We start from the raw sequence: 25,029 nt of genomic DNA on the forward strand, positions 1-25,029 counted from the left end.
AGGGTTACTTCTTCTCTTCCTTCTTGTTCGTCTTCCAGTCACCGATGACCGGCGGGGCGACCACGTCGCCGCCTTCGAAGAGGCCGGGGTCGCCTTCGAGGTAGTCCGCGACGCGGTGTTCCTTGTCCTCCGCGCCCTGGCCCTTGCCACCGTGCGGGGCCATGCCACCCGCGGCCGGAGTACCGGCCCGGCCCGCCGCGCCGGTCGCGCCCGCCGCGCCACGCGCCGCCGCGGCTTCTTCGGCGGCCGCCGCCGCGCCGGAGGCACCGGCGACACCACCCGCGCCGAGCCGGGCGCCGCTCGCGCCCGACGCACCACCGACGCCACCTGCACCACCGGCACCACCGAGGCCACTGCCGCCAACGCCGCCACCACCGAGGCCCTTGAGCGCCGCCGCGCCGGCACCGCCCGCGCCGCCGAGGCCCTTGGCCCCGGTGCTGGTGCCGCCGCCGAGCGGGGTCCCCGCCGGGCCACTGACGGAGTCGAGCCCGGCCAACGGGTTGCCGCTCACGGTGGGGCCCCCGAGACGGCTGGCGATGCTGTCGCCGTTGATACCGCCGGAGTATCCGATGGTCGGCATGCGCGCCGACGAGCTGCCGGACGTGCCGGTGTCGACCGCCGAGGAGGCCACCGTCGAGTCCGGGATGTCGAGGTCGGGCACCGACGCGTGGTTCTCCAGCGTGCCGCCGCTGTAGTTCCCGGTGGTTCCGGCCGGGTAGTCCGGAGTGGACAGTTGCGGCACGGCACCGGTTCCGCCGCCGAAGCCGGACGAACCGCTGTAGGTGTTCAGCGCGGGCGCGCCGGCCCCGGCGCCGGCGCCCGCGGTGTCCAGGCCGGGCACGGGCGAACCGGTCGGCAGCGACGGGGAGCTCAGGCTCGCCGTGGCCACCGCCGCGTGCACGTCCCCGGTGCCGGCGCCGGGGACCGCGGTGGTGGCCGAGCGCAGGCTCGCGGCCTGTGCGGCACCGGCTTCGGTGGCCGGGATCCGCGCCGAGGCCGGCACGGTCGCGCCGGTGCGCAGCGACGCGATCTGCGCGTTCGGCCCGCCGAGCTTCGGCGGCGCGACGAACGCCGGGGTGATGGTGGCGCCGGCGACGGTGTCGTCGTACTGGGTCATGATCCGCGCGGCCTGCTGGCGTGCGGCCTCCGACTGCCGCAGCGCCTGCTGGTCGAGCTGCGCCTGCTGTGCGTACACGACCGGGTCGGTGATCGTCTGCAGGTGCGCGTTGGCGGCCTGCACGTCGAAGTTCACCGGCGGGTTGGCCGCCATCTGCTTCTGCGTCTCGTTCAGCGCCTGCGAGTGGATCTCCTGCTGGCGGCCGGTGAGCGTGGCGCCCTTGGCGGTGTTGCCGAGCCACAGCCCGACGTCGGCGAGGTGCTTGCGGGCCGCGTCGCCGCCCTCCCCCTGCCAGTCGGCGAGACTGTCGTTGATGGCGCCGGCCAGGTTCTGCTGGTGCTCGGTGAGTTCCTCGCCCAGCCGCACCCACTCCTCCGAGGTGACCGCGACGGCGGCGGAGTCGGCGTTGGTGGTGATGGCGTCGAGCATCTGCTGGTGGGTCGCGTTGTCCCACAACGAACTGGGCGCCGTGCCGTGGTCGCGGATCTCGACCCCGTCGTCGACGCTGTCGCGGATGGCGACGATGCGCTGCTCGTAGCGCCGCTGGATGGTCTCGTCGCGCAGCAGCGGGGTGACGACCTCTCCCAGCCAGCCCTTCGCGATCTCCTCGTCGACCTGCTGGGTGACCTCCTCGCGGATCTCGTCGCCCGAGGTGTGGTCGTGGCCGATGGGACCGATGTAGTAGGGCGAGCTCGGGTCCGCGGTGACGTCCTGCACCCCGCCGCCGACGTCGGACAGCTCCACGATCTTCTCCCCTTCGCGGTTGCTCGGTCAGGCCTGCTCGGCGCGGTGTCGCCGCAACGTGGTCCCGGTTTCGCCGTCCTGCGACCGGTAGTTCTCCTGGGCGAGCTTGATCGCCTCGATGTAAGTGGGCAGTTCGGCCTTGGCCCGCGTGAGCTGGGTGAGCAGGCCGCGCTCGTCGCTCGCGGTCTTCACCATCACGTCCGACACCCACTTCGCGGTGGCGGTGTCGCTCATCGGCGGCGCCTGCCCGAACGCCTGCAGCGCCGACCAGCGCGCCTCGAGCGCGTCGACGATGCCCTGCAGCGCCTGGATCATCTTGTCACCGGTCCGCTCGTCGACGGCGAACCCGCCCTCGGTGGCCAGCCGCTTCAGCGCCACGGCCTGCACCATCCGGACCGCGGTGTCCGCCTTCGGCGCTTCCTCGCTCATCCCCGGTTCCTCCCCGATCTCAGTAGACGGCAGCGATCATGTCGCGGACGGCTTCGGCGACCGCCGGGAATCCCGCGGGCGCGTAGGTCGCGGTGATCGTCCCGGTCGCGTCGGTCCGAGTGCTCACCAGGTACCGCCCGTCCTCGGTGTCCAGCCACGTGACCGGGGTGGCCGAGCGGCGTTCGCCGTGGCGTCCGCGGCCGTGCGCGGTGAAGTAGCCGCCGCCGCGCCGCGGCGCCGCGAGGACCTCTTCGAGCCGGTCCTCTTCGGACACCGCGCGGGCGCGCGCGGGTCGCCGCGACCGCACGACCGTGGTGACCTGGAGGCTGCCGAAGGCCTCGGTCTCCTCCTCGTCGAATTCCTCCTCGGCCTGGCGCAGCGCGGCCAGCGCCGAGCGCGGGCGCTCGTCCTCGCGGCGCGACACCGACAGCGGCGTGCCGGGCGCGGCGTCGGCCGGGGTGAGCGAGCCGGCCACGCGGGACACCAGGTCCTCGTCCGGGAACAGGGAGAACCACAGCCTGTCCTCGCCGGGGGCCTGGCGGATCACGAGCGCCTGCGCGCCGTCGGTGGCGGCGTGCACGGCGAGGTCACCGGCGCGCGAGTCGGACCCGCTGGCGGTGACCGTGACGCGGTGGTCGCCGAGCAACTCGAACGCGGTGCGGACGCCGGCGTCGAGCTCGCCGCGGGTGGACAGGCCGCGGTCCTCGAGGTCGGCGTGCACGCGGAGCGCGAGTCTGGCGAAGCGGAGCGGGTCCACGGTGGTGTGGCTGATGCGCAGGGGGAACACGCGGACGTCGACGCCCAGCGCCCGCCCGACGACGACGGCCTCCACGCTGCCCAGCGTGAAGTCGAACCGAGACACCATCGACGCTTGTGTCACCTTTCGGGTTCCGGCCTCGGGACGCGGGGCCGTGAGGCGTGGACGGCCAGTGTGGCTTGTTCGTTGATCAGTGTCGGCGCCGGGGCGCCCGCTGTCGAGCGACCCAGCGGCACACGGTGGAGATCACAACGCACTCAAGGGGTGACGGAACGCCGTTTTCCTCCGGCGTTGCCCGAAAGAACCGGGATTCAGAGGCACACGGGCACGCGGTGGGCGCTCATTTGAGCACGGAAGTCAGGCGGGCAACGGGATTCCGAGCGGTCGACCGTCCCCGCTCTCTACCCACAACGCATGCCTGCCTCGCAGACCAGGCAAACCCGGCGCACCCGGCGGAGCGTCCCAGCGCCCCCAGCGGCCGCAGCCGCCCCGCAACACCACCGGGCGCCTGGTGCTCGCCCCGTACCTGCTCGAGGGGTTCAACGGCTGGGAGTGGAACCTCGGCGACCACGCCTGACCGTCCACAGTGGCCAGACTCAGTCCGCCCACGTCACCGGTAGTTCGTCCACCCCGCGGACCAGGCTGTCCGTCCGCATCACCACGTCCCCGGCGGGAATCGCCAGCCGCAGCGCCGGGAACCTGGTGAACAGCGCGGGCAGCGCCACCCGCAGCTCCACCCGCGCGAGCTGCTGGCCGAGGCACTGGTGCACGCCGTGTCCGAACGCGACGTGCCCGGCGGCGGGCCGGAGCAGGTCGAGCACGTCGGGGTCGGCGAAGCGCGCGGGATCGCGATTGGCCTCGGGCAGCGAAAGGGTGACGCACTCGCCGGCCGCGATCCGCTCGCCGTGCAGCTCGACGTCCGCCAGGGCCGCGCGCACGGTGAACGGGATGACGCTGAGGTAACGCAGCAGCTCCTCGATCGCGTGGTCCGGCTCCGCGCACAGCACGTCCGGCGCGCCGGGGTGGGTGAGCAGGGTGAAGACGCCCAGCGCGAGCATGTTGGCCGTGGTGTCCAGCCCGGCGCCCAGCAGCGCGAAGCCGATGTTGACCAGCTCCTCGTCGGTGAGGTCGCTGGTGAGGAGCCCGCTGAGCAGGTCGTCGGCCGGGGTGGCGCGCTTGGCCGCCACCAGGTCGCGGACGAATCCGTGCACCGCCGAGTACGCCGCCGCGGCCTGTTCCGGCGTCTGGTCCAGGCGGAACAGGTCCAGCGCGTGTCCCTGGAACCGCGCCCGCTCGGCGTAGGGCACCCCGAGCAGCTCGCAGATGACCTGCGCCGGAATCGGCCGCGCCCAGGTGCGCACCAGGTCCACCGGGCCCCTTTCCCGCGCCACGGCGTCCAGGTGCTCGTCACTGATCTCCCGCACGCGCTGTTCGAGCTGCCGCATGCGGCGGACGGTGAACTGGCCGGCGAGCAAGCGGCGGTAGCGCGTGTGCTCCGGCGGGTCCATCGAGATGAACATGCCGGGCGGCGCGGGCGCCCCGGTGCCGGACGCGCCGGGGACCGGCATGTGCCGCAGGTCGGAGCGGGCGCTGAACCGCGGGTCGGCCAGCACCTCCCGGACGAGTTCGTGGCTCGTCGCCAGCCAGCCGCGGTGTCCGTCGGGATAGGTCAGTCGCTTCAGCACTCCGCGAACGCTAGAGGCGCATTCGCGAGCGGAACAACCAGTGTGCAAGGCCATTCCAGGTCACCGGTCTACTATCGGTGCAATGAGCCTGGAGCCGAATGCACCGGCCCGCACCCGGCTGACGTTCGACGAGCGCCGCCGCATCGCCACCGGACTGGGGATGGGGCTGAGCTTCGCCGAGATCGGCCGCAGGCTCGGGCGGCCCAAGTCGACGATCATCCGCGAGGTGGCGCGCAACGGCGGCGCCCACGGCTACCGCGCCGACCGCGCCCAGCAAGCGACCGCCTGGCGCGCCCAGCGCCGCCGCCCGGTCGCCGCGCCCGAACCACCGGCGGCCCGGGGCGGCGATCCGCGGGAGTTCGAGGAGCACTTCGCCGCGATGATGGTCCAGACCGGTGTCCGGCCGATGATGGCGAAGGTCCTCGTCGGCCTGTTCACCAGCGACACCGGCAGCCTCACCGCGGCCGAGCTGGTCGCCGGGCTGCGGGTCAGTCCCGCGTCGGTCTCCACGGCCGTCCGCTGGCTCGAGGAGCGTGGACTGGCGCGGCGCGAGCGCGACGGCCGCCGGCAGCGGTACGTCATCGACGAGCACGTCTGGTACCAGGCGTGGCTGGTGAGCGTCCGGTCGATGACGCTGTGGGCGGACTGCGCCCGGCGGGGCGCGCAGGTGTTCGGCGACTCCCCCGCCGGGGCCCGGCTGAGGAACACCAGCCGGTTCTTCGAGCACCTGCGGCGCGACATGGCGCAGGCGGCCGAGCACTGGCGAAACCTTCCGTATGACCGGTAAGGGACCTAAGGTGTGATCATCGCAAAGGAGCGGTGATGACCAAGGCCGTCAAGGGCGACGACGTCAGTGACATCGTCGCCGAGCACGACGAGGAGCGGCCCGCGCGCCGGTTGTCGCGGGGGCCCGACCTGCTGGTTTACCTGGCCGCGCTCGGCGTGGCCCTGCTCGTGCTGAAACAGGTCTTCTTCCCCTACAGCAAGGGCAACCAGTTCTACCTGGTGATCTTCCTCGGCAGCACCCTGCCGCTGGTGTTCCTGTGCTACCGGCCGCTGGCGCGCTCGCGGCGCACGCCGGACAACCCGTGGGTGCTGGACTGGGCGCTGTCCGTGGTGGCGCTCGTGGTGGGCCTGTACCCGGTGCTGTTCGGCTACGACGACTTCCTCGACCGGCAGGGGCAGCTGTCCACGCTCGACATCGTCGCGGGCGCGCTGCTGCTCCTGCTCATCCTGGAGGCGACCCGCCGCACCACCGGCTGGGTGCTGCCGATCGTCTGCCTGCTCTTCCTCGCCTACGCCTACTACGGCGGCTACCTGCCGCCGAACTGGGGCATCGCGCACGCCGGCGTGGACTTCAGTCAGATCATCAACGCCCTCTACAACGACGCGAGCGGGTTCTTCGGCACCCCGCTGGACGTGGCCGCCAGCTACATCGTGTTGTTCACCATCTACGGCGCGGTGCTGGAGGCCTCCGGGGCTGGGCGGTTCTTCGTCGACATCTCCTTCGCCGCGTTCCGCCGTTCCCGCACCGCACCCGGCCGGACGACGGTGCTGTCCGGGTTCCTGCTGGGCACGGTGTCCGGCTCGGGCACGGCGACGGCGGTCAGCTTGGGCTCGATCACCTGGCCGATCCTGCAACGCGCCGGTTACCCGCGGGAGAACGCCGGCGGGCTGCTCGCCGCGTCGGGCATCGGGGCGATCCTGTCCCCGCCGACGCTGGGCGCGGCCGCGTTCATCATCGCCGAGTACCTGCAGACCTCCTACCTCACGGTGCTGATCTGGGCGGCGGTGCCGACGCTGCTGTACTACCTGGGCATCGTGTTCGCGATGGAGGCCGACGCCCGCCGCTTCCACGCCAAGCCGGTGGACGTCGAACGCGAGGACCCGTGGCGGCTGCTGCTGCGCGGCGGCTACCACTTCCTGTCGCTGGCGATCATCGTGGTGTTCCTGGCGCTGGACATCCCGCCGTTCGCGGCCGTGGTGTACGCGACCGGGGTGGCGGCGCTGTTCGCGCTGATCGCGCGGCGGCGGGACCTGCGCGGCTGGGCGGTGGACATGGTGAGCGCGCTGTCCCGCGGTGTGCGGGGCGCGCTGCCGGTCATCGCGGTGTGCGCGGCGGCCGGGGTGATCACGTCGACGATCACCAAGACCGGGCTGGGGCTGGAACTCGCCGACGCGCTGGTCGACGTGGCGCGGGCGCTCACCGACAACCCCACGGTGGTGCTGGCGCTGACGGTGGTGCTGTCCGCGGTCGCGGTCGGGGTGCTCGGGCTGGCGGTGCCGGTGACGGCGTCGTTCATCATCGCGTGGGTGGTGATCGCACCGGCGCTGGAGACACTGGGCGTGGCCCCGGCCGAGCGCGCGATGTTCATCTTCTACTACGCGGTGCTGTCGGAGGTCACGCCGCCGACGGCGCTGGCGGCGGTCGCGTCGGCGGCGATCACCGGCGGCCGGGTCATGGCGACCATGTGGCAGTGCTGGAAGTACACGCTGCCGGCGTTCCTGGTGCCGATCGCGTTCGTGCTCACCGACAACGGGGCGGCGCTGCTGCTCCAGTCCGACGCGGTGACGGTGGTGTGGGTGCTGGCGGTGTCCGCGCTCGCCGTCGCCGCGCTGGGTGTGGTGACCGGCGGGTGGCTGTTCGGCCCGGTCCACCCCGCGGTGCGGGCGCTGTTCGTGCCCGCCGCGGTGTGCCTGCTCTACCTGGAGCCGGGGCCGATCGCGGCGGGCCTGGCCTTCGGCGTGGCCGCGACGGCCGCGCATCTCGTGATCCGAAGGAGGCGGCATGAAACGACTGCTGACGGCGCTGGTGGCGGTGGCCCTGATCGCGACGGGCTGCGGGGGGAAACAACCGAACCAGCCGGCGGCGGGCGGGAACCAGGCGTGTGAGGCCGGCAACGGCAGGCTCACCATCGCCACCGGCAACAGCGGCGGCGTGTACTACGTGCTCGGTGGCGGGCTGGCGCAGCTGATCAGCAACAACACCGGGCTGAAGGCGACCGCGGCGGAGACCGGCGCGTCGGTGCAGAACATCCAGCAGCTGGTCGACGGCACCTACGACATCGCGTTCTCGCTGGCCGACACCGCGGCCGACGCGGTGCAGGGCAAGGGCAGTTTCGAGGGCAAGCCGCAGAAGGTGCAGGCGCTGACGCGGCTCTACCCGAACTCGACGCAGGTGCTGGTGCGCACCGATTCGGGGATCAACAGCATCGCCGACATGCGCGGCAAGCGGATCTCGACGGGCTCGCCGAAGTCGGGCACCGAGGTGATCGCGAACCGGCTGCTGCAGGCGGCCGGGCTGAACCCGGACACCGACGTGCAGGCGCAGCGGCTGGACCTGGCCAAGACCGCGGACGGGATCAAGTCGGGCACGATCGACGGGCTGGTGTGGTCCGGCGGGCTGCCGACGGCGCAGATCACCGACATCACCACCACGATGAAGGGGCAGGTGAAGTTCATCGACATCACCCCGCAGCTGGCGGCGCTGAAGCAGATCAACACGGTGTACGACACGGGCACCATCCCCGCGGCGACGTACGGGCAGCCGGCGGACGTCCCGACGATCGTGGTGCCGAACCTGCTGCTGGTGCGGGAGGACTTCCCGGCGAGCGACGCGTGCGCGATCACGAAGCTGATCTTCGACAAGAAGGCGGAGCTGGAGAGCGTGCACCCGGCGGCGAAGGAGATCACCCCCGAGAACGCGACGCGCACCGATCCGGTGCCGCTGCACCCCGGAGCGCGTCAGGCACTGGCGACGCAGTGACGTTTTTGGGGCCGCGGTACTCGGGGGCGCGGCAGGCTTCCTAGTGCCGCACCCGGTTTGCGGCAAGCGCCGCCGACGTCGTGCCGTTACCTGTCGTGCCGCCACAGCCGCGGCCGACGCCGGGACGTTACCTCCGGGGTAATCGACGCTCGACGTGAGCCGCCGCAGGCTGGGGTCATCACCCGCTGAGGAAGGACGGACCCGATGACCGCATACGCCCTGGCCCACCTGCTGCCCGCCGAGCCGCACCCCGACGTGGCCGAGTACCTGGAACGCATCGAGGCGACGCTGGACCCGTTCGGCGGGAGGTTCCTGGTGCACGGCGCGCCGGTCGAGGTCCGGGAGGGCGAGTGGCCGGGCCACCTGGTGATGCTGGGCTTCCCGACCATCGAGGACGCCCGCGCCTGGTACGACTCGCCCGCGTACCAGGAGATCGTGCCGCTGCGCGCCGACCACCTCCCAGGCACGGTGCTGTTGGTGGACGGAGTAGAGCCCGACCACGACTCGGCGGCGATGGGACAAACCCTCCGCGCGGCGATTGCCTAGCGGCAAAGCCGCGGACGCCGCGTCGGCGGAGCCGCGGGGGTGACCCCGCCGCGGCTGGCGGAGCCGCGGGCGCGGAGACACCGCGGGGCGGCCCCGCGGTTGGCGGGGCCCGGCCGGGCCGCCTGCCCAGCTGCCCGGCCGGCTCGATGGGCAAGCGGCCGAGTGGCTCAGCCACCGGACAGAGCTGGGCCGCTCGCGCGATAGGCCGGTGGCCGAGTGGCTCGGACGGGCGGTGGTCGAGTGGCTCGGCCATTCGCTCTGTGGCTGAGCCGCAGGTGGTCTCGCAGCCGGCGCGCTACCTGGGCCATCACCGCTTCCGCGCCGGGCTGCTGCGCGGCCGCCACGCGCGACTCGGTCAGTGCCACGACCGCGAAGGCCTGCCCGTCGGCGTGTTCGACCACCCCGATTTCGTGCCGCAGTGTCAACAACGTGCCGGTCTTGGACGACCAGATCGACGCGTCGGACACGAAATCCGGCGCCAGCCGGTGCCGGACCACGTTGTGCCGCATCAGTTCCCGCACCCGAGCGGCGACCTCGGCCGGGATCGCCGACGGCGTCCACAGCGCCTGCAGCAGATCCGCGAACGCCCGCGCCGAACCGGAACTCGCCCGCGTCACGTCGAGCTGCGGGATGCGGTGCCCGCGGCCCGCCGTCCCCGCGTCGACCGCCAGCGCGTAGGCCAGGTGCACCTCACCGCGGTCGAAGCGCTCCGCGGGCGTGTCGGCCAGCTCCTGCATCGGGTGCCGGACGGTGATCCCCTCGATGCCGAACCCCTTCAGGATCCGCGCGACCTCGGACGCCACACCCGCATCGTATGCCGGATACGCATGAAAACCCTCGTTTTGGTCTTCGACGGTATCGAGTGGGCGCGGAAGGCTGGGGCCATGGTTGTTCGAACTCTTCGTGCTGTGGCGGTTCTGCTCGTGTTCGGCCTGGCCGGGGCGTGTGCCGCCGCACCCCCGCCCACCACTTCGACTGCGGCGCCGGTGCCACAGGTGTCCTTCGCCGATCTGGAGTCGCGGTTCGACGCGCGCCTGGGGCTGTACGCGATCGACACCGGGACCGGGCGGGAGATCGCGCACCGGGCCGACGAGCGGTTCAACTACGCGTCGGCCATCAAGTCGCTGCTGGCGGGCGCGGTGCTGCGGCGCGACGTTGATTTGGACAAGGTGCTGACCTACACCGACGCGGACGTGCAGCCGAACTCGCCGATCACGAAGGACCGGAGGAGCGTGACGGTGCGCGAGGCCGCCGAGGCGGCGCTGCTGCAGAGCGACAACACGGCGGCGAACCTGCTGTTCGCGGAAGTGGGCGGCCCGGCCGGGCTGGCGGCGGTGCTACGCGAAACCGGCGACACGACGACCCACCCGGACCGGCTCGAGGTCGAGCTGAACTCCGCCATCCCCGGCGACATCCGGGACACGAGCACCCCGCGGGCGATGGCGGGCAGCCTGCGGGCGTTCCTGCTGGGAGAGGCGTTGCCGGCCGACAAGCGGGACCTGCTGGTGGGGATCATGCGCCGCAACAGGACCGGGGCGGAGCTGATCCGCGCCGGCGTGCCGTCCGAGTGGCAGGTGGCGGACAAGACGGGAACCGGCGACTACGGCACCCGCAACGACATCGCGGTGATCTGGCCGCCGACGGGCGCGCCGATCGTGCTGGCGGTGATGTCGAGCCGGGACACGGCCGATGCTTCGTACGACAACAGACTCCTCGCCGAGGCGACCTCCCGGGTGGTGGACGCGCTGCGGTAGGTCCGGTTGGTGCGAGACGTTGACATGGTTGGGCCAGTCGCGCTTGGGCGACTGGCCCAACCGTGTCTTCACGAGGTGACCAATCGTCGCCCCGCGACAGAACCAACCGTCGCCGCACGAGACGCCCAGCCATCCCCGCGCGGCAGGACCAACCATCGACCATCGCCACACGAGACGCCCCGCCATCGCCGCGCGAGGTGCCCAACCATCGCCACACGAGGCAACCAGCCATCCCCCACGACAGGACCGACTATCACCACACGAAGCGACCACCCGTCCCCGCGCGAGAGAACCAACCGCCCCAACACGACAGGACCAACCATCGCCACGCGAGACGACCAGCCGTCACTGCACGAGACGCCCAGCACCCCCGCGCCGGGCGGGACGCGCAGCCATCCCCGCGCGAGAACCCAGCACCCCCGCGCCCGGCGGGACACGCAGCCATCCCGCGCGAGAAACCCAGCCGTCGGCGCGTGAGCAACCCAGCCGTCGGCGCGTGAAGGCTCCAGTCGTGCGCGGCACGAAGCGCCCAACCGCGCGCGGAGCTCAGCCGAGCAGCTCAGCCACCAGCCGGCGCGCGTAGGCCGCCTCCAGCCCCTCCGGGCGGAACAGGATCCGGTACATCATCGGCGCCACGACGTGGTCCACCACCGTCTCGACGTCCGGCGCCCGCTCCCCCCGCTCGGCCGCCCGCGCCAGGATCACCGAGATCTGCTCGGCCGCGTACGCCGAACACCGGCCGGCGTTGGTGTCGTCCCCGAGGAGCGCGTCCCGGATGTAGGCGCGCCCCGGCTGCGCGGCCATCTCCTCCAGGAACTGCTCAGCCCACACCGACAAGTCCTCCGCGAGCTCCCCGCGGTCCTCCGGCGGCGAGTCGGGCCGGAGACGTTCCACCGCGACGTCCGACAGCAGCTCGTGCAGGTCCCCCCAGCGGCGGTAGATCGTCGACGGCGTCACCCCGGCCCGCGCGGCGATCAGCGGCACCGTCAGCGCCTCCCGTCCCACCTCGGCTTCCAGAGCACGGACCGCCGCGTGCACGGACTCCTGCACCCGCGCGCTGCGGCCGCCCGGACGCACCATCGGCTTACGGCTCACGCCACGAGCTTAACGCAACGAATGTGCGTCAAGCGTCGCCTGCGCCCAGGCCCGGACCCGCGCGGCGAAACCCGCCGCGGGGAACGTCCCGTCCTGGGCGACGTCGACGATCGTGACCTCGAACGGCCCCGAAACACTCGGCGGCACGTCGAGGATCGGGAGCGCGCCGCGAGCCCGGTGCGAGTTGGCCCGGCGAACCGCGTCGGTGAGATCGGCGACCGCGGCGAGACCTCCGTCCACGAAACCGCGCACGATCGCCCACGCCCGCCCGCGGTCCGGCGCCGGCAGCCGGCTCGGGTGCTGCAGCAGGAAGCACGCCACGGTCACCCCGTGCAGCGGTCCCCACGGCTCCTGCCGCGAGTGGTCCAGCGCCAGCACGATGTGGAACAACTCCTCGCAGGGACCCGCCCCGCCACACTCCGCACACGCCACGCACCCGAACCTAGGCCCTCCAGCGGCTGGAGGGTCAACGTTCCAGCGCCTGCCCCAACCCCAGCAGCACGCCGTCGCCGCCGGCGGGGCCGATCAGCTGCATCCCGATCGGCAGGCCCGCGTGATCCTCCCCGACGGGCACGGTCAACGACGGCAACCCGGTGATGTTGGCCGGTGCGGACAACCGCACGTACGCGTCCGCGACGCTCTCCACCGTCCCGTCCGGCCACGTGACGCTCTCCTGCCCCACCGGCACCGCGGTCACCGGAACGGCGGGCGCGGCGATCACGTCGACCGTCTCCATCAGACGCGACCACTCCTGACGCATGAGGGTCCGGGTGCGCTGGGCCCGCAGGTAGTCCACGGCGGTCATCCGGCGGCCGGCTTCGAGCAGGACCCGCACGTCCGCCGCGTACAGCTCCGGCACCGAGCACAACGTCTGCTCGTGGTAAGCGCTTGCTTCCGGCACCATCAGTCCCCATTGGACGGCCTGAACGTACCGCGCCATGGGGCTCGACGTCCACCAGCCGCGCACCGAGCGCTTCCAGTCGGCTGATCCCCGCCCGCACCGCGGATTCGACCTCGGGATCGAGACGATCGAAGTAGTAGTTGCCAGGCACTCCCACCCGCAGCCCAGGGCGCTCCACAGCGGACACTCCGGAAAGGACGCTCATCACCAGCGCGGCGTCCTCGACGGTGCGCGCGATCGGCCCGACGTGGTCCAGCGACCACGACAGCGGCACCACGCCCTCCCGCGACACCAGGTCATACGTCGGCTTGAGACCGACGACCCCGTTCAGCGCCGCGGGCACGCGGATCGACCCACCGGTGTCGGTACCCAGCGAAAAAGCCGCCATCCCGGCCGCGACCGCCACCGCCGACCCGCCACTGGACCCGCCCGCGACGCGCCCGGTGTCGCGGGCGTTGACCGTCTGCGGCGTGATCAGCCCGTAGGCGAACTCGTGCGTGTGGGTCTTGCCGACCAGGATCGCGCCGGCCTCCGCCAGCCGGGCGGCGACCGCGCTGTCCGCCGACGCCCGGTGCCCGGCCCGCACGCGCGAACTCGCCGTGGTCGGCAGCCCGGCCACGTCGATCAGGTCCTTGAGCCCCATCGGGATGCCGTGCAGCGGCCCGCGCACGCCGCCCGTCGCGATCTCCCGCTCGGCGTCCCGGGCAGCCTGGCGAGCGCGGTCGGCCGTGACGGTCACGTACGCGCCCAGCCGCGGCTCAGCCTCCTCGATGCGGGCCAGCACGTCGTCGACCAGTTCGACCGGGGACAGCTCGCGGTTCCGCACAGCCGCGGCGGCCGCGGCCAACGTCAGGTCAGCGGGACGCATCGTGCTCCCCCGTCCGGTAGACCGCCGCCGGGGAGGTCTCGCCGAGGTCGAGTTCCCGCAGGACCGCGACCACGGTGTCGATGTGCTCGGCGGTGGCGACCACCTCGGGCCGGTCTTCGGATGACATGCACACCCTCCTAACGCTAAGTGTTTGCGTTAAGCTTAACGCAAACGGTTCGCCTTTAGGAGGTAGCGATGTGGGTCGTGGGTGACATCACCGTGCAGCGGATCGACGAGGTGCTGCTGCCGCCCGAGACCGGTCCGTGGCTGCTGCCCGGCGCGACGCCGGAGGTCGTGAACCGGCACGACTGGCTCGTACCCCACTTCGCGGACGGCGGCGTGCCGCGCCTGGCCAGCCACAGCTTCGCCGTCTCGGCGGGCGGGTCGCGGATCCTGGTCGACACCGGCATCGGCGACGGCAAGCAGCGCGCCAACCCGGCCTGGCACGACCTGCGCACCGGCTATCCGGACCGGCTCGCCGCGGCGGGTTTCCCGCCGGAGTCGGTCGACCTGGTAGTGCTCACGCACCTGCACACCGACCACGTCGGCTGGAACACCCGATGGGCGGACGGCGACTGGGTGCCGACCTTCCCACACGCCCGCTACCTCACCTCACGCGACGAACGGGACTTCTGGTCGGGCTACGACATGGACCAGTCGCGGAGGCAGATGTTCCGCGACTCGGTCGAGCCCGTGGCGGACGCCGGACTGCTCGACCTGGTCGACGTGCCGGCCGACGGCGTCGAGATCGCTCCCGGTGTGCGTCTGGTCCCCACGCCCGGACACACGCCGGGACACGTCGCCGTGCGGCTGACCAGCGGAACCGACAGCGCGGTGATCACCGGCGACTGCGTGCACCACCCGGTCCAGCTGGCCCATCCGGAGATCACCAGTTGCGTCGACATCGACCCGGCGCTCGCGGAGTCGACGCGGCGATCGCTGCTGGCCGCACTGGCCGACAGCGGCACCCTACTGCTGGGCACGCACTTCCCGCCGCCGACCGGAGGCCGGGTCGTCACCGGGCACAGGGGGCTGGAATTCGTGCCGGCGTGATGTCGAGTCCGGCGGGTGCCGTTCGTCCTCGGGGCATCGAGGAAAGGAGTCGGCGATGGAGCTGATGGAGCGGTACCGGCGGGCGCAGGACGGGCTGGACGCGGTGCTGGCGGCGGTGCCGGACGAGCGGTGGGACGCGCCGTCGATGTGCGCGGAGTGGACGGTGCGGGACGTCGCCGGGCACCTGATCTGGGGGCAGCGGCAGATGCGAGCGTGGGCGACCGGCGAGCCGGACCCGGAGCGGACGGGCGCGCCGGGCTCGCCGAACCCGGGCGCGATGGCGGGCGACGACCCGGTCGAGACGTGGCGCAAGGCGCGGGCGGCGTCAGTGCCGGCGCTGACCGGGGAGGCGCTGGCCCGGACGACGTCGATCACCGGGATCGGTGAGGTGCCGCTGGCCGCGGTGGTGCCGCTGATGATCACCGACACCGTGGTGCACTCGTGGGACATCGGCCACGCGCTGGGGATGGACGTCCGGCTCGACGCGGACCTGGTGGCGCTGGCGGCGGACTGGGCGCGCGAGCACGTGGTGCGCCGGCCGGGCTTCTTCGGCCCGGAGGTGACGCCACCACCGGGCGCGGACGAGCAAACCCGGATGCTGGCGTTCGTCGGCCGCCGCACGTGAGGCAGCGTCAGGCAGTCACGTCCGGTCGTTCACCGGCCAGAGCGAGCACCGTGCGCGCCTGTTCCAGCATCGCGACGTCGAGGAACGTGCCGTCGGTCAGGGCGATCGCTCCCACGCCTGCCGCGGTGGCGTCGTCCAGTCTGGACAGCACCTTACGCGCCCGGGAGACCTCCTGGGCGCTGGGCAGGAACGCGGCGCGGATCGTCTCCAGCTGGGCCGGGTGGATGGCGGTCCGGCCGCGGAAGCCGAGTGCCCGCCCGGCCCGGCAGGACGCCGCCAGCCCGTCGAGGTCGCGCACGTTGGTATACGCCGACATGACCGGCGGGACCAGGCGCGCGGCCCGCGCGGCGACGACCACCCGGCTGCGTGCCCACGCCAGCCCGGCCTCGTCGGTCACGCCCAGGTCCGACCGCAAGTCGGCCTCCCCGAGGCCGATCGACGCGACCTGCGGGGAGGCCGTCGCGATCTCCAGTGCCCGCTCGACGCCGAGCGCGGATTCGATCAGCGGGTGCAGCTCCCGGCCCGGCAGGGCGTCGGCCAGCGCGCGGATTTCCTCCGGTGACTCGACCTTCGGGATCCGCGCGCCCACCTCGGGCGGCAGGCCGGCCAGTGCCGCCAGGTCCGCCGCGTGCCACGGCGTGCTCGCGTGGTTGATCCGCACCTGCACCCGCCGCGCGAGCGGGGCCGACAGCAGCCGCGCGGCGTGGGCGCGCGCCTCGTCCTTGCGGGCCGGCGCGACGGCGTCCTCCAAGTCGACGAGCACCACGTCCGCCGCCGAATCGAGCGCCTTCGCCACCCGGTCCGGCCGGTCGGCGGGCACGTACAGCAGGGTCAACGCCGGCGCGCTCACACCGCCCCCTCTTCGCGCATCTTCGCCACCTCGGTCGCCGAGAAACCCAGCTCCCCCAGCACTTCCTCGGTGTCCGCGCCGTGCGCGCGCCCGGTGTGGGCGATGACCCCGTCGTGGCCGGACAGCCGGAAGATGGGCCCCTGCATGAGCGTCGGCCCCAGCTCCGGGTCCTCGATCTCGTGGATCGTGCCCAGTGCGCGGAACTGCGGGTCGGAGACGATGTCCGCGGCGTCGTAGATCGGCGCGACCGCGGCCTGCGCGGCCTCGAACTCGGCGACCACCTCGTCCCGGGTGTGCCGCGCGATCCACGCGCCCACCGCCTCGTCCAGCTCGTCGGCGTGCTTGGCGCGCTCGGCGCCGCTGGCGAACCACGGCTCGTCGATCAGCTCCGGCCGCCCGACGAGCCGCATCACGCGCTCGGCGATCGACTGCGCCGACGTGGACACCGCGACCCACTGCCCGTCGCCGGTGCAGTAGGTGTTGCGCGGCGCGTTGTTCACCGACCGGTTGCCGGTGCGCGGCTGCACCGAGCGCAGCTGGTCCCACCGCGTGATCTGTGGCCCGAGCATCGCCAGGATCGGCTCGACGATCGCGGTGTCGACGACCTGCCCGCGCCCGGTCCGCTCCCGCGCCGACAACGCGACCATGATCGCGTAGGCGGTGGCCAGCGAGGCGATGCCATCGGCGAGCCCGAACGGCGGCAGCGTCGGCGGCCCGTCCGGCTCCCCGGTGGCGGCGGCGAACCCGCTCATCGCCTCGGCGAGCGTGCCGAACCCGGGCCGCCGCCGGTACGGCCCGATCTGCCCGAACCCGGTGACCCGGGCGAGCACGAGCCGCGGATTGCGCGCGGAAAGCTCGTCGTAGCCCAGGTCCCAGCGCTCCAGCGTGCCGGGCCGGAAGTTCTCGATGATCACGTCCGACCGTTCGGCGAGCTTCAGGAACACCTCGCGGCCGCCGGGTTTGCCGAGGTCGGCGGTGATCGCGCGCTTGTTGCGGCCGAGCGTCTTCCACCACAGGTTGACGCCGTCCTTGGCGACGCCGTGGTGGCGCGCCGGGTCCGGACGGCCCGGGTGCTCGACCTTGATCACCTCGGCGCCCATGTCGCCCAGGTGCATCGCGGCCATCGGCCCGGCGAAGAGCGTCGCCGCATCGACGACACGCAGCCCGGCCAGTGCCCCGGCGGCGGGGTCGCGGGAGACGGTCACGCGGTCACCTCCGGCAGGTCCCACGCGCAGCGGAAACCCACGGTCGCGCTGCGCGCCAGGCCCAGGCCGGGCAGCAGCAGCTTCACGCTGTAGTCCGGGTCGCGGCGGCCGCCTTCGACGTACCAGTCGGAGCCTTCCGCGCGGTAGTCGCAGCCGCCCTTGAGCATCACGAACCGCGTGCGCCCGTCGGAGTGCTCGCTCTCGGTCCAGTTCCACACGGCCGGCTCGCCGCGGCGCAACCGGCCGGTCTCCCCGGCGAGCTGCCATTCGTCCTCGGTGGGCAACCGGCCGCCGCGCCAGGCGCAATAGGCGCGGGCGTCGTCGAGGTCCACATAGGTCACCGGGGCGTCCGGATCGGTGTTCCAGGCCAGGAACCGGTGCGGTTGGGCGGGCCGGTAGCCGGTCCGCTCCAGGAACTCGGTGAACTCCGCGTTGGTCACCTCGGTCGCGGCGACGGCCACCGGGTTGGCGAGCACGCCGTCCCGTTGCAGGGTCCGCGCGTCGTGCAGCCGGGGCGGCAACGGCTTCCACTCGTCGACGTACGGCGCGCCCTGGTACATCCCGGTCTCGCGGGCCCGGTAGCGGACGGTCAGCACGTACGGCCCGGCGGGCACGACCACGGCGTCCGGGTCGGGCGTGCCGCTGCTGCGGGCGGGCGTGCGCGGGACCGCGAGGCGGTGTGGGAACCGGGCGTCGGGGTCGTGCGGCAGGTCCGGCAACTCCCGTACCCACGCCGGTTCCGAGGCCGCCCGCAGGAACGCCGCGATCCCCCTCGCCGGCACGCCCTCCCCCAGCAACGGGGTGCCGGGAGCGACCGGCCCGGTGTAGTCCTGGTCACTGCGGTTGACGACCGTCCACAGTGTCTGGTCGCCGAGGTCCCAGCGGGAGCCGTACACGCCGGCCTCCTCGGCGCCGGGCGCCAGTTCCGCCAGCGGCGTCCACTCGCCGTGCAGCAGCAGGTCCTCGGCGGCGCGCTGGACGGTGACCATGCGCCGCACGGTCGCCGCGTCCCGGCGCGACCAGCCAACCCACACGCCGAAGACGACCTCCCACACCATCACGCCGACGCCGTTGAGCCACGCCGACTGCAGCTCCTCGGTGTGGTCGCGGTGCCAGCGGCGGACGTGGTGCTGCATGTGCCGCCGCTCGTACCAGTGCGCGCGCAGCACACCGGGCACCGGCGAGTCGGCGAAGAACTGCGCCCACGACGAGGCGTGGTCTTCGATCCGCTCGACCGGCAGCTTCGACTCGCCCTCCAGCACGATCCCCGGCTTGGCCCGCTCCAGGGCCTCGACGAACTCCGGCTCGGCCTTCTTCAGGGTGTCCAGGAAGACACCGTCCGCGCCGAGGTCGGCGACCAGTGAGGCCAGCTCCCCGAGGTCGTCCCCGGCGCGGCGGGTGCCGACGTCCCACGGGTTGTAGTCGACGAACACGCCCAGGCCCGCGTCGTGGAACTGCCGCACCAGCTCCGTCAGCCCGGGCACGTCGCGGTAGAAGTCCCACTGGTTGCGGTCGTCCAGGCCGATCACCGGGTAGGCGTGCCACAGCACGACCGCGTCCAGGCCGGCGAACCGCTCCCGCGCGTCGGCGAGGAACTTCTCCGGCGTGAACCGGCCCCGCTCGACGTCGTACAGCAGCTCGTCCCACAGCCACACCTGCGCGACCGTGCGGCACCGCGCCGCCCATGCCGCGCCGGGCCGCTCGTAGGCCGCGCCGGTGTAGCCGTGGCGCCTGCGGGCGTCCTCGCGCCACTCGCGCAGCCGCTCCCGCCACGCCGGGCGGTCAGCCGGGTCCGGCGGGCCGGCGAAGATCTTCGCCTCGTCCAGCGCGATCAACTGCTCCTCGGTGAGCGGACCGAGCGGGACCTCGGTGGGCCGGTCGATCGGCCGCGGCACGAGCGGGTCGAACGTGTAGGTCATCGCGCGCTCTCCTCGACCTCCGCGGCGGCGGGAACGGCGTCCTGCGCGCCGGGCCGGGTGACCGCGAGCGCGGCCGCGACACCGGCGAGCCGGGCCGCCTCGGCCAGGGCCAGCCCGCGGGCGAGCCCGGCGGCGAGCACGCCGCAGAAGGTGTCCCCGGCACCGGTCGTGTCGACGGCCGCCACCCGGATCCCCGGCACGCGCACGGTTTCCCGGTCGCGCTCGGCGACCAGGGACCCGTCGGCGCCGAGGGTGATGACGACCGCGGGCACGCGCTCGAGCAGCACCTTGGCGAGGTCTTCCGGCGTGCCCTCGGCGCGGGCGAGGTCGGCGGCCTCGTGCTCGTTGACGACGAGCAGGTCCACCGCGTCCCAGAGGTCCGCGGGCAGGTCCCGGGACGGCGCGGCGTTGAGGGCCATCACGGCGCCCGGGCGTCGCGCGGCGGCGGCCGCGCGGACCGTGCCGAGCGGGATCTCCAGCTGGGCCAGCACGACGTCGGCGTGCGCGATCCGCTCGACCTGGGCGGCGGTCAGCTCCAACCGGGCGTTCGCGCCCGGCGCGACGACGATCGCGTTCTCGCCGTCCGGGGAAACCGTGATCAGCGCAGTCCCGGTCGGAGCGTCCACACGGGACACCAGATCGGTGCGGACCCCGGCCCGCTCCAGCGAGGCCAGCAGCAGGTCCGCGGACTCGTCGGTGCCCAGCGCGCCGGCGAACGTGGTCTCCGCTCCCCCGGCGCGGGCGGCGGCGACGGCCTGGTTGGCGCCCTTGCCGCCGGGAGTGCGGCGCAGGTCGCCGCCGAGGATCGTCTCCCCGCCGGCCGGATGGCGCGGCACGTCGACGACGAGGTCGACGTTGGCCGAGCCGACGACCACGACCTGCCCGGTCATGCGGCACCTCGTTCCACGGTCAGGGCGGCCGTGCGGGCCGCCAGGTCGGTGATGCGCTGCTCCCCGCCGGGCAGGGAGGTCGCGATGCGGTTGTCCAGCGGTTTCGCCCACTGGTCCGGCACGCCGCGCAGGGCGCCGACGACCCCGCCGACGGTGGCGGCCGCGGAGTCGGTGTCCCAGCCCGCGGTGACGGCGATGGACACGCTCGGCCCGAACTCGCCGCCGCCCCGGGCGAGGGCGAAGGCGATGACGGCGGCGTTGTTGAGGACGTGGACCCAGTGCAGGTGGCCGTATTCGGCGTGCAGGCGGTCCAGCCCGGCGCTCGTGCCCAGCCCGGCCAGCGACCGTCCGAACCGGACCGCCTGCGCGAGGCGGCTCTCCGGTGGCAGCACGGTTTCCCCGGCGTCGAGGACCTCGTCGACGGTGTCGCACACCATCGACGCCGACGCGAGCGCGGCAGCCCACATCGCGCCGTAGATGCCGTTGCGGGTGTGGCTCAGGCGGGCGTCGGTCCAGGCGAGGTGGGCCGCGGCACGCACGTCGCCCGGCGACACCCAGCCGAACACGTCGGTCCGGATGAGCGCGCCGATCCACTCGCGGAACGGGTTGTGGTGCGTGGCGGTTTCGGGCACCGGGCGGGCGTCGAGGATGTTGCGGTAGGCGGCGCGCTCGGCGGTGAACACGCGCCCGGCGGGCAGGTTGTCCAGCCACAGCTGGGCGACGTCGTCGGTGGTGAACCCGCGCCCGCGCTGTTCCAGGAGCGTGAGCGCGAGCATCGGGTAGTTGAGGTCGTCGTCCTCCGGCATCCCGTCGATGTTCTCCTCCAGCGAGGTCGGGGCGGAGCGGCGGTTCCACGGCCACCGCCGCGCGACCTCGTCCGGCAGGCCCACCGCGGTGAACCACCGGTCCAGCGGCCAGCGGCCGGTGGCGCGCAGGATCTCCTCGATGCCCTCGCGCGGGATCTTCTCGACGGGTTTGCCGAGCAGGCAGCCGGCGGCGCGGCCGGTCCACGCGTCCAGCACGCGTCCACTGCCGCCGGAAAGCTCCGGCGCGGGCGGCAGCAACGCGACGATCGCGTGCCAGTCGTCCGGTTCGTGCGGCGCCGGCGGGGTGGGCAGCGCGGCCAGCTCGTCGAGCAGGTCGCGGGCCAGCGCCCGCAGCTCCGGGCCGGCGGGACGCGGTCCGGCGCCGCTCACCGCGGGCACCGGATCCCCGCCTGCCGCGACCCAGCGGTCCCGGATGCCCGTGACGTCCCGGCCTTCGGCGGCGGACTGGACCAGCTCGTGCGCGAGCAGGTCCTCGGGCTGGGCCCAGGTGAGCCTCACGACCACGCCCCCGTCTCCCCGGCCGGCCGCGTACGCGTGAGCAGCCCTTCCCGCCGGTCCCAGCGCAACTCCACGGCCGCTGTCGTGTCCCTCTCTTCGACGGCCGGGCCCCCGCCGGTGGCCTCCCGCTCGCGCGCGAGGTCCCAGATCACGCTCACGACCGCGCCCCCGCGTTGTCCAGCTCGTCCAGGGTCCGCAGCCGCGCCAGCGCGCGTTCCCGGTCCGCCTTCAGGATGTCCGCCGCGGCCGAGGCCATCAGCCGGCCGGTCTCCCGCAGGTCCATGCGGCTCGCCTCGCCGATCGCGTCGATCCACTCCGCCGGGACGACCGCGGTGCCGCCGAGCCCGGCGCACACCGCACCGGCCATCACCGCGATCGAGTCGGCGTCCCGGCCGTAGTTCACCGCGCCCAGCACCGCGCCGCGGTAGTCGCCGCGGTGGCCGAGCACGAACCCGAGCGCGGCGGGCAGTTCCTCGATCGACTTGGTCCGCGACGGGCGGCGCGCGTCCATCGACATCTGCCGGTACTCCGGCCCGACCGAGTCGTACGGCGCGACCGTGTCCCGGATCAGCCGGGCCAGCTCACGCTCCTCCTCGTCGTTCGCCGGGGCGGAAGTCCAGCCCTCGAACGCGTCCACCACGGCCCGCAGCGCGGCCGCCGTCCCGTCGTGCGCCACGTCGAGGGCCGCCGTGACAACGTCCTCGACCCCGGCGCCGGGGGCGACCGATGCCGCGACCATCGCCGCGAACACGCCGGCCGCCTCCCGGCCGTAGCTGGACTGGTGGGCGCCGGTCAGGTCGATCGCCTCCGCGTAGGCACCACGCGGGTCCCCGGCGTTGGCGAGCCCGACCGGCGCCACGTACATCGCGGCGCCGCAGTTGACCACGTTGCCGACCCCGGCCTCGCGCGGGTCGACGTGCCCGTAGTGGAGCCGGGCGACGATCCACTTCTCCGCCAGGAACACCCGCTGCAGCAGCAGCGCGGTCGACTCCAGCTCGGGGACCCACCGCGGCTCCCCGATCATCAACGGCACCAGGTCCTCGGCCATCGCGTACGCGTCGAGGTGCGCGCGGCGCTTCGCGTACACCTCGACGAGCGCACGGGTCATCAGGGTGTCGTCGGTGACGTGCCCGTCCCCCTTGTGGTACGGCGCGATCGGGCGCGCGTCCCGCCAGTTCGGGAACCACGGACCGACGATGCCGGTCACCCGGCCGCCGTGGCGTTCCTCGATCTGTTCCGGGGTCCACCCCTCGGTGGCGCCACCCAGCGCGTCCCCCACGGCCGCCCCGGTGATCACCGCCACCGCTCGGTCTTCCAGCCAGGTCACCGGCTTCACGTTTCCCTTCTCAATGGTCGAGGACCGGTCGCTCACCGGTTGATGCTGTTCCAGCCGTCCGTCAGTTCCTTGGACAGGCCGGCTGCGTCGATCTGCTTGGCCAGGAACTTCTGGTAGGCCGGGGTCGCGACGGTGTCCTTCCACTGCGCGTACTTGTCGACGAACAGGTACGGCGCGGAGGTGAGGTACTGGCCGGAGGACAGGATTTCCTTCCAGCCGTTCTGCGCTCCGAGCTTCGTGGTCAGCGCCTGGCGGGCCGAGGTGGTCGCCGGGATCAGCGCGTCGGCCTCGTTGAGCGCGGCCAGGTTCTCGGTGCCGGTGAAGAACTCGATGAACTCGGCGGCCTCCTTGACGTGCGCGGAGTCCTTGTTCACCGACAGCGTCTGCGGGTTGGCGGCCTGCGCCGGACCGGCGGGGCCGGCCAGCGGCGGCAGCACGACCCAGTCGAACCCGGCCGGGGCGTCCTTGGCGATGTTCGCGGCCTGGAACGAACCCTGGATGGTCATCGCGGTCTGCCCGGCGTAGAACGGCGCCAGTGCCTTCGACCCGGACTGGGTCAGCGTGACCGGCAGGATCGAGTTGTCCTGGTGCGCCATGGCGTCCACCAGCTGCGGCAGCGCCATCTCACCCTGGCCGACGCTGATCTTCGCGTCGGTGCCGGTGCCGTCGAAGTACTTGCCGCCGAAGCCGGGCGCGAGCGCCACCATCGCGGCGGTCGGGCTGGACAGGCCCCAGCCGAGGCCGAAGGCGCCGTCGCGGGTGGTCGCCTTGGCGATCTCGCGCAGCTGGTCCCAGCTCATCGTGTCCCCGGACGGGATGGTGACCCCGGCCTTCTGCAGCAGGGCGCGGTTGGCGAAGACCACATAGGACTGCAGCTCGGTCGGGTAGGCGATCACCTGGTTGTCCACGGTGACCGAGTCGAGCACGCCCTTGGGGATGTCGGTCTTCTTCTGCTCCGACAGGTACGGCGTGAGGTCGGCGAGGTAGCCGTCCTTGGCGAACGGCACGACACCGGCCGCCTCGTAGTGGATGATGTCCGGCGCGCTGCCCGCGTTGAACTGGGTGATCAGCTTGTCGTAGACACCGTCCCAGCCGGCCTGCACGACCTCGACCTTGACGTCGGGGTGCGCCTTGTTCCAGTCGTCGACGATCTTGTTCGTCGCCGCGATGGCCGCGGGCTGGTCGGACAGGGACTGGAACTTCAGCGTCACCGGGCCGCCGGCGCTGTCACCGCCACTGGAGCACGCGGTGAACAGCAGGCTCGCGGCCGCCGCGAGCGCGGCCACCACCACACGTCGAGACTTCATTGACCGACCTTTCGTTTTTCCGTGGTTCATCCCTTCACCGCCCCCGCCATCAGCCCACTGGTGAGCCTCCGGCGCAGGATGGTGAAGAAGACGATGCTGGGGATCGCGGCGAGCACGGCGCCCGCGGCGAGCGGTCCGAGGGACACCTTGCCCTCACCGCCGATGAACATGTTCAGCGTGATCGGCAGGGTGTAGTTCTCCGGCGACTGCAACAGCACCAGCGCGAAGAAGAACTCGTTCCAGGAGGAGACGAAGCTGAACATCGCGGTGGCGACGATGCCGGGCATCAGGAGCGGGAACACGATGCGGCGCAGCACGGTCCACCGGCCGGCGCCGTCCATCGCGCCGGCCTCCTCCAGGTCGACCGGGATGGCGGCGACGTAGCCCTGCAGCATCCACAGCGCGAACGGCAGCGTGTAGGTGGTGTGCACGAGCGTCAGCCCGGCCAGGCTGTCGGCCAGCCCGATGGTGCGCAGGATCAGGAACAGCGGCAGGATCACCAGCACCACCGGGAACACCTGGGACACCAGGATCCAGCCCACGCCGGCGGCGCGGATCTTGCCCTTGAGCCGGGCGAGCACGTAGGACGCCGGCAGCGCGATGAGGATCACCAGGGCGGTGGACACCAGCGCCACGACCAGGCTGTTACCCGCCGAGTGCACCAGGCCCTGGCGGTCCAGGGCGTCGGAGTAGTTGTCCCAGTGCCACTGCTGGGGCAGGAGGCTCACGGTGAGCGAGTTGAGCTCGCCGGAGGACTTCACCGACGCCGAGATCAGCCACAACAGCGGGAAGCCGAGGAACAGGATGTAGGCCGCCAGCGCCAGGTACTGGGCGGGACGCAACAGGACGCGCATCCG

General features: G+C 72.8%; 23 protein-coding genes and 2 pseudogenes. 7 read left to right on the forward strand and 18 right to left on the reverse strand.

Annotated features, from left to right (window positions below):
* Nucleotides 1-4 precede the first annotated feature (4 nt).
* The 4 genes from IE290_RS11410 to IE290_RS11425 form a co-directional block, all read right to left on the reverse strand.
* A complete protein-coding gene (locus IE290_RS11410; RefSeq protein ID WP_191244509.1) occupies nt 5-1,861 on the reverse strand; it encodes a hypothetical protein in 1,857 nt (618 codons plus the stop codon).
* A gap of 27 nt (nt 1,862-1,888) precedes the next feature.
* Nucleotides 1,889-2,290: a hypothetical protein gene (locus IE290_RS11415; RefSeq protein WP_191244510.1), complete on the reverse strand. Its 402-nt coding sequence runs from the start codon at nt 2,288-2,290 to the stop codon at nt 1,889-1,891.
* Nucleotides 2,291-2,309: 19 nt separating this feature from the next.
* Complete coding sequence (locus IE290_RS11420; protein WP_191244511.1) at nt 2,310-3,155, reverse strand: ESX secretion-associated protein EspG; 846 nt, start codon at nt 3,153-3,155, stop codon at nt 2,310-2,312.
* A gap of 488 nt (nt 3,156-3,643) precedes the next feature.
* A complete protein-coding gene (locus IE290_RS11425) occupies nt 3,644-4,732 on the reverse strand; it encodes a cytochrome P450 (RefSeq protein ID WP_229874412.1) in 1,089 nt (362 codons plus the stop codon).
* An 82-nt stretch (nt 4,733-4,814) separates the two neighbouring features.
* Here IE290_RS11425 and IE290_RS11430 point away from each other — a divergent pair, with 82 nt between their 5' ends.
* From IE290_RS11430 to IE290_RS11445, 4 genes are all read left to right on the forward strand, one after another.
* The gene (locus tag IE290_RS11430; RefSeq protein ID WP_191244513.1) at nt 4,815-5,519 is read left to right on the forward strand and encodes a GbsR/MarR family transcriptional regulator; all 705 of its coding nucleotides are present in this window, start codon (nt 4,815-4,817) and stop codon (nt 5,517-5,519) included.
* A gap of 35 nt (nt 5,520-5,554) precedes the next feature.
* The gene (locus IE290_RS11435; protein ID WP_191244514.1) at nt 5,555-7,624 is read left to right on the forward strand and encodes a TRAP transporter permease; all 2,070 of its coding nucleotides are present in this window, start codon (nt 5,555-5,557) and stop codon (nt 7,622-7,624) included.
* Complete coding sequence (locus IE290_RS11440) at nt 7,521-8,498, forward strand: TAXI family TRAP transporter solute-binding subunit (protein WP_191244515.1); 978 nt, start codon at nt 7,521-7,523, stop codon at nt 8,496-8,498. Before IE290_RS11435 ends, IE290_RS11440 begins: the two co-directional genes overlap by 104 nt.
* A 204-nt stretch (nt 8,499-8,702) precedes the next feature.
* Nucleotides 8,703-9,044 (forward strand): DUF1330 domain-containing protein, encoded by a 342-nt coding sequence (locus IE290_RS11445; RefSeq protein WP_191244516.1) that lies wholly within the window; start codon nt 8,703-8,705, stop codon nt 9,042-9,044.
* A gap of 269 nt (nt 9,045-9,313) precedes the next feature.
* On the opposite strand, the pseudogene IE290_RS11450 reads toward IE290_RS11445, so the two are convergent.
* Nucleotides 9,314-9,838: pseudogene (locus IE290_RS11450) on the reverse strand (serine hydrolase); the annotation flags it as partial.
* Nucleotides 9,839-9,928: 90 nt separating this feature from the next.
* On the opposite strand from IE290_RS11450, the gene bla reads away from it, so the two are divergent.
* A complete protein-coding gene (gene bla, locus IE290_RS11455) occupies nt 9,929-10,798 on the forward strand; it encodes a class A beta-lactamase (RefSeq protein WP_191244517.1) in 870 nt (289 codons plus the stop codon).
* A 546-nt stretch (nt 10,799-11,344) separates the two neighbouring features.
* Here bla and IE290_RS11460 read toward each other — a convergent pair.
* The 5 genes and pseudogenes from IE290_RS11460 to IE290_RS11475 form a co-directional block, all read right to left on the reverse strand.
* Nucleotides 11,345-11,893 (reverse strand): TetR/AcrR family transcriptional regulator, encoded by a 549-nt coding sequence (locus IE290_RS11460; protein ID WP_191244518.1) that lies wholly within the window; start codon nt 11,891-11,893, stop codon nt 11,345-11,347.
* A 9-nt stretch (nt 11,894-11,902) separates the two neighbouring features.
* Nucleotides 11,903-12,325: a DUF5946 family protein gene (locus tag IE290_RS11465; RefSeq protein ID WP_191244519.1), complete on the reverse strand. Its 423-nt coding sequence runs from the start codon at nt 12,323-12,325 to the stop codon at nt 11,903-11,905.
* Between the two features lie 34 nt (nt 12,326-12,359).
* Complete coding sequence (locus IE290_RS38205) at nt 12,360-12,797, reverse strand: amidase family protein (protein ID WP_268246334.1); 438 nt, start codon at nt 12,795-12,797, stop codon at nt 12,360-12,362.
* 97 nt (nt 12,798-12,894) lie between these two features.
* A pseudogene (locus IE290_RS38210) lies at nt 12,895-13,662 on the reverse strand (amidase); the annotation flags it as partial.
* Nucleotides 13,649-13,789, reverse strand: a complete 141-nt coding sequence (locus IE290_RS11475; RefSeq protein WP_191244520.1) for a hypothetical protein — start codon at nt 13,787-13,789, stop codon at nt 13,649-13,651. The gene IE290_RS11475 and the pseudogene IE290_RS38210, both read right to left, overlap by 14 nt.
* A 68-nt stretch (nt 13,790-13,857) precedes the next feature.
* Between IE290_RS11475 and IE290_RS11480 the strand changes: the two genes are divergently transcribed.
* Nucleotides 13,858-14,715, forward strand: a complete 858-nt coding sequence (locus IE290_RS11480) for an MBL fold metallo-hydrolase (RefSeq protein WP_191244521.1) — start codon at nt 13,858-13,860, stop codon at nt 14,713-14,715.
* A 55-nt stretch (nt 14,716-14,770) separates the two neighbouring features.
* On the forward strand, nt 14,771-15,340 hold the full coding sequence (locus IE290_RS11485; RefSeq protein WP_191244522.1) for a TIGR03086 family metal-binding protein: 570 nt from the start codon (nt 14,771-14,773) through the stop codon (nt 15,338-15,340).
* 7 nt (nt 15,341-15,347) lie between these two features.
* Here the strand turns inward: IE290_RS11485 and IE290_RS11490 are convergent, their stop codons facing one another.
* From IE290_RS11490 to IE290_RS11525, 8 genes are all read right to left on the reverse strand, one after another.
* Nucleotides 15,348-16,190 carry an HpcH/HpaI aldolase/citrate lyase family protein gene (locus tag IE290_RS11490; RefSeq protein ID WP_191244523.1) on the reverse strand — a complete coding sequence of 281 codons (843 nt, stop codon included), beginning with the start codon at nt 16,188-16,190 and terminating at the stop codon, nt 15,348-15,350.
* Nucleotides 16,187-17,395 carry a CaiB/BaiF CoA transferase family protein gene (locus IE290_RS11495; RefSeq protein WP_191244524.1) on the reverse strand — a complete coding sequence of 403 codons (1,209 nt, stop codon included), beginning with the start codon at nt 17,393-17,395 and terminating at the stop codon, nt 16,187-16,189. The genes IE290_RS11490 and IE290_RS11495 overlap by 4 nt, the downstream gene beginning before the upstream one ends.
* Complete coding sequence (locus tag IE290_RS11500; RefSeq protein WP_191244525.1) at nt 17,392-19,314, reverse strand: SUMF1/EgtB/PvdO family nonheme iron enzyme; 1,923 nt, start codon at nt 19,312-19,314, stop codon at nt 17,392-17,394. Before IE290_RS11500 ends, IE290_RS11495 begins: the two co-directional genes overlap by 4 nt.
* Nucleotides 19,311-20,204: a ribokinase gene (locus IE290_RS11505; RefSeq protein ID WP_191244526.1), complete on the reverse strand. Its 894-nt coding sequence runs from the start codon at nt 20,202-20,204 to the stop codon at nt 19,311-19,313. The genes IE290_RS11500 and IE290_RS11505 overlap by 4 nt, the downstream gene beginning before the upstream one ends.
* Complete coding sequence (locus tag IE290_RS11510) at nt 20,201-21,535, reverse strand: ADP-ribosylglycohydrolase family protein (protein ID WP_229874413.1); 1,335 nt, start codon at nt 21,533-21,535, stop codon at nt 20,201-20,203. The genes IE290_RS11505 and IE290_RS11510 overlap by 4 nt, the downstream gene beginning before the upstream one ends.
* A gap of 148 nt (nt 21,536-21,683) precedes the next feature.
* On the reverse strand, nt 21,684-22,901 hold the full coding sequence (locus IE290_RS11515) for an ADP-ribosylglycohydrolase family protein (RefSeq protein ID WP_229874414.1): 1,218 nt from the start codon (nt 22,899-22,901) through the stop codon (nt 21,684-21,686).
* Nucleotides 22,898-24,172 (reverse strand): ABC transporter substrate-binding protein, encoded by a 1,275-nt coding sequence (locus tag IE290_RS11520; RefSeq protein WP_191244527.1) that lies wholly within the window; start codon nt 24,170-24,172, stop codon nt 22,898-22,900. Before IE290_RS11520 ends, IE290_RS11515 begins: the two co-directional genes overlap by 4 nt.
* 26 nt (nt 24,173-24,198) lie before the next feature.
* Complete coding sequence (locus tag IE290_RS11525) at nt 24,199-25,026, reverse strand: carbohydrate ABC transporter permease (RefSeq protein ID WP_191244528.1); 828 nt, start codon at nt 25,024-25,026, stop codon at nt 24,199-24,201.
* Nucleotides 25,027-25,029: the final 3 nt, after the last annotated feature.

It is taken from the genome of Amycolatopsis deserti (assembly GCF_014653945.1).
Taxonomy (GTDB): Bacteria; Actinomycetota; Actinomycetes; order Mycobacteriales; family Pseudonocardiaceae; genus Amycolatopsis_E; species Amycolatopsis_E deserti.

What these genes read in the sequence shown, in the direction of transcription:
- IE290_RS11475 (WP_191244520.1), bottom strand. Translation starts at nt 13,789, where the DNA reads ATGTCATCCGAAGACCGGCCCGAGGTGGTCGCCACCGCCGAGCACATC.
- IE290_RS11435 (WP_191244514.1), top strand. Translation starts at nt 5,555, where the DNA reads ATGACCAAGGCCGTCAAGGGCGACGACGTCAGTGACATCGTCGCCGAG.
- IE290_RS11445 (WP_191244516.1), top strand. Translation starts at nt 8,703, where the DNA reads ATGACCGCATACGCCCTGGCCCACCTGCTGCCCGCCGAGCCGCACCCC.
- IE290_RS11505 (WP_191244526.1), bottom strand. Translation starts at nt 20,204, where the DNA reads ATGACCGGGCAGGTCGTGGTCGTCGGCTCGGCCAACGTCGACCTCGTC.
- IE290_RS11415 (WP_191244510.1), bottom strand. Translation starts at nt 2,290, where the DNA reads ATGAGCGAGGAAGCGCCGAAGGCGGACACCGCGGTCCGGATGGTGCAG.
- bla (WP_191244517.1), top strand. Translation starts at nt 9,929, where the DNA reads ATGGTTGTTCGAACTCTTCGTGCTGTGGCGGTTCTGCTCGTGTTCGGC.
- IE290_RS11500 (WP_191244525.1), bottom strand. Translation starts at nt 19,314, where the DNA reads ATGACCTACACGTTCGACCCGCTCGTGCCGCGGCCGATCGACCGGCCC.
- IE290_RS11485 (WP_191244522.1), top strand. Translation starts at nt 14,771, where the DNA reads ATGGAGCTGATGGAGCGGTACCGGCGGGCGCAGGACGGGCTGGACGCG.
- IE290_RS11420 (WP_191244511.1), bottom strand. Translation starts at nt 3,155, where the DNA reads ATGGTGTCTCGGTTCGACTTCACGCTGGGCAGCGTGGAGGCCGTCGTC.
- IE290_RS11480 (WP_191244521.1), top strand. Translation starts at nt 13,858, where the DNA reads ATGTGGGTCGTGGGTGACATCACCGTGCAGCGGATCGACGAGGTGCTG.
- IE290_RS11440 (WP_191244515.1), top strand. Translation starts at nt 7,521, where the DNA reads ATGAAACGACTGCTGACGGCGCTGGTGGCGGTGGCCCTGATCGCGACG.
- IE290_RS38205 (WP_268246334.1), bottom strand. Translation starts at nt 12,797, where the DNA reads ATGGTGCCGGAAGCAAGCGCTTACCACGAGCAGACGTTGTGCTCGGTG.
- IE290_RS11525 (WP_191244528.1), bottom strand. Translation starts at nt 25,026, where the DNA reads ATGCGCGTCCTGTTGCGTCCCGCCCAGTACCTGGCGCTGGCGGCCTAC.
- IE290_RS11430 (WP_191244513.1), top strand. Translation starts at nt 4,815, where the DNA reads ATGAGCCTGGAGCCGAATGCACCGGCCCGCACCCGGCTGACGTTCGAC.
- IE290_RS11520 (WP_191244527.1), bottom strand. Translation starts at nt 24,172, where the DNA reads ATGAAGTCTCGACGTGTGGTGGTGGCCGCGCTCGCGGCGGCCGCGAGC.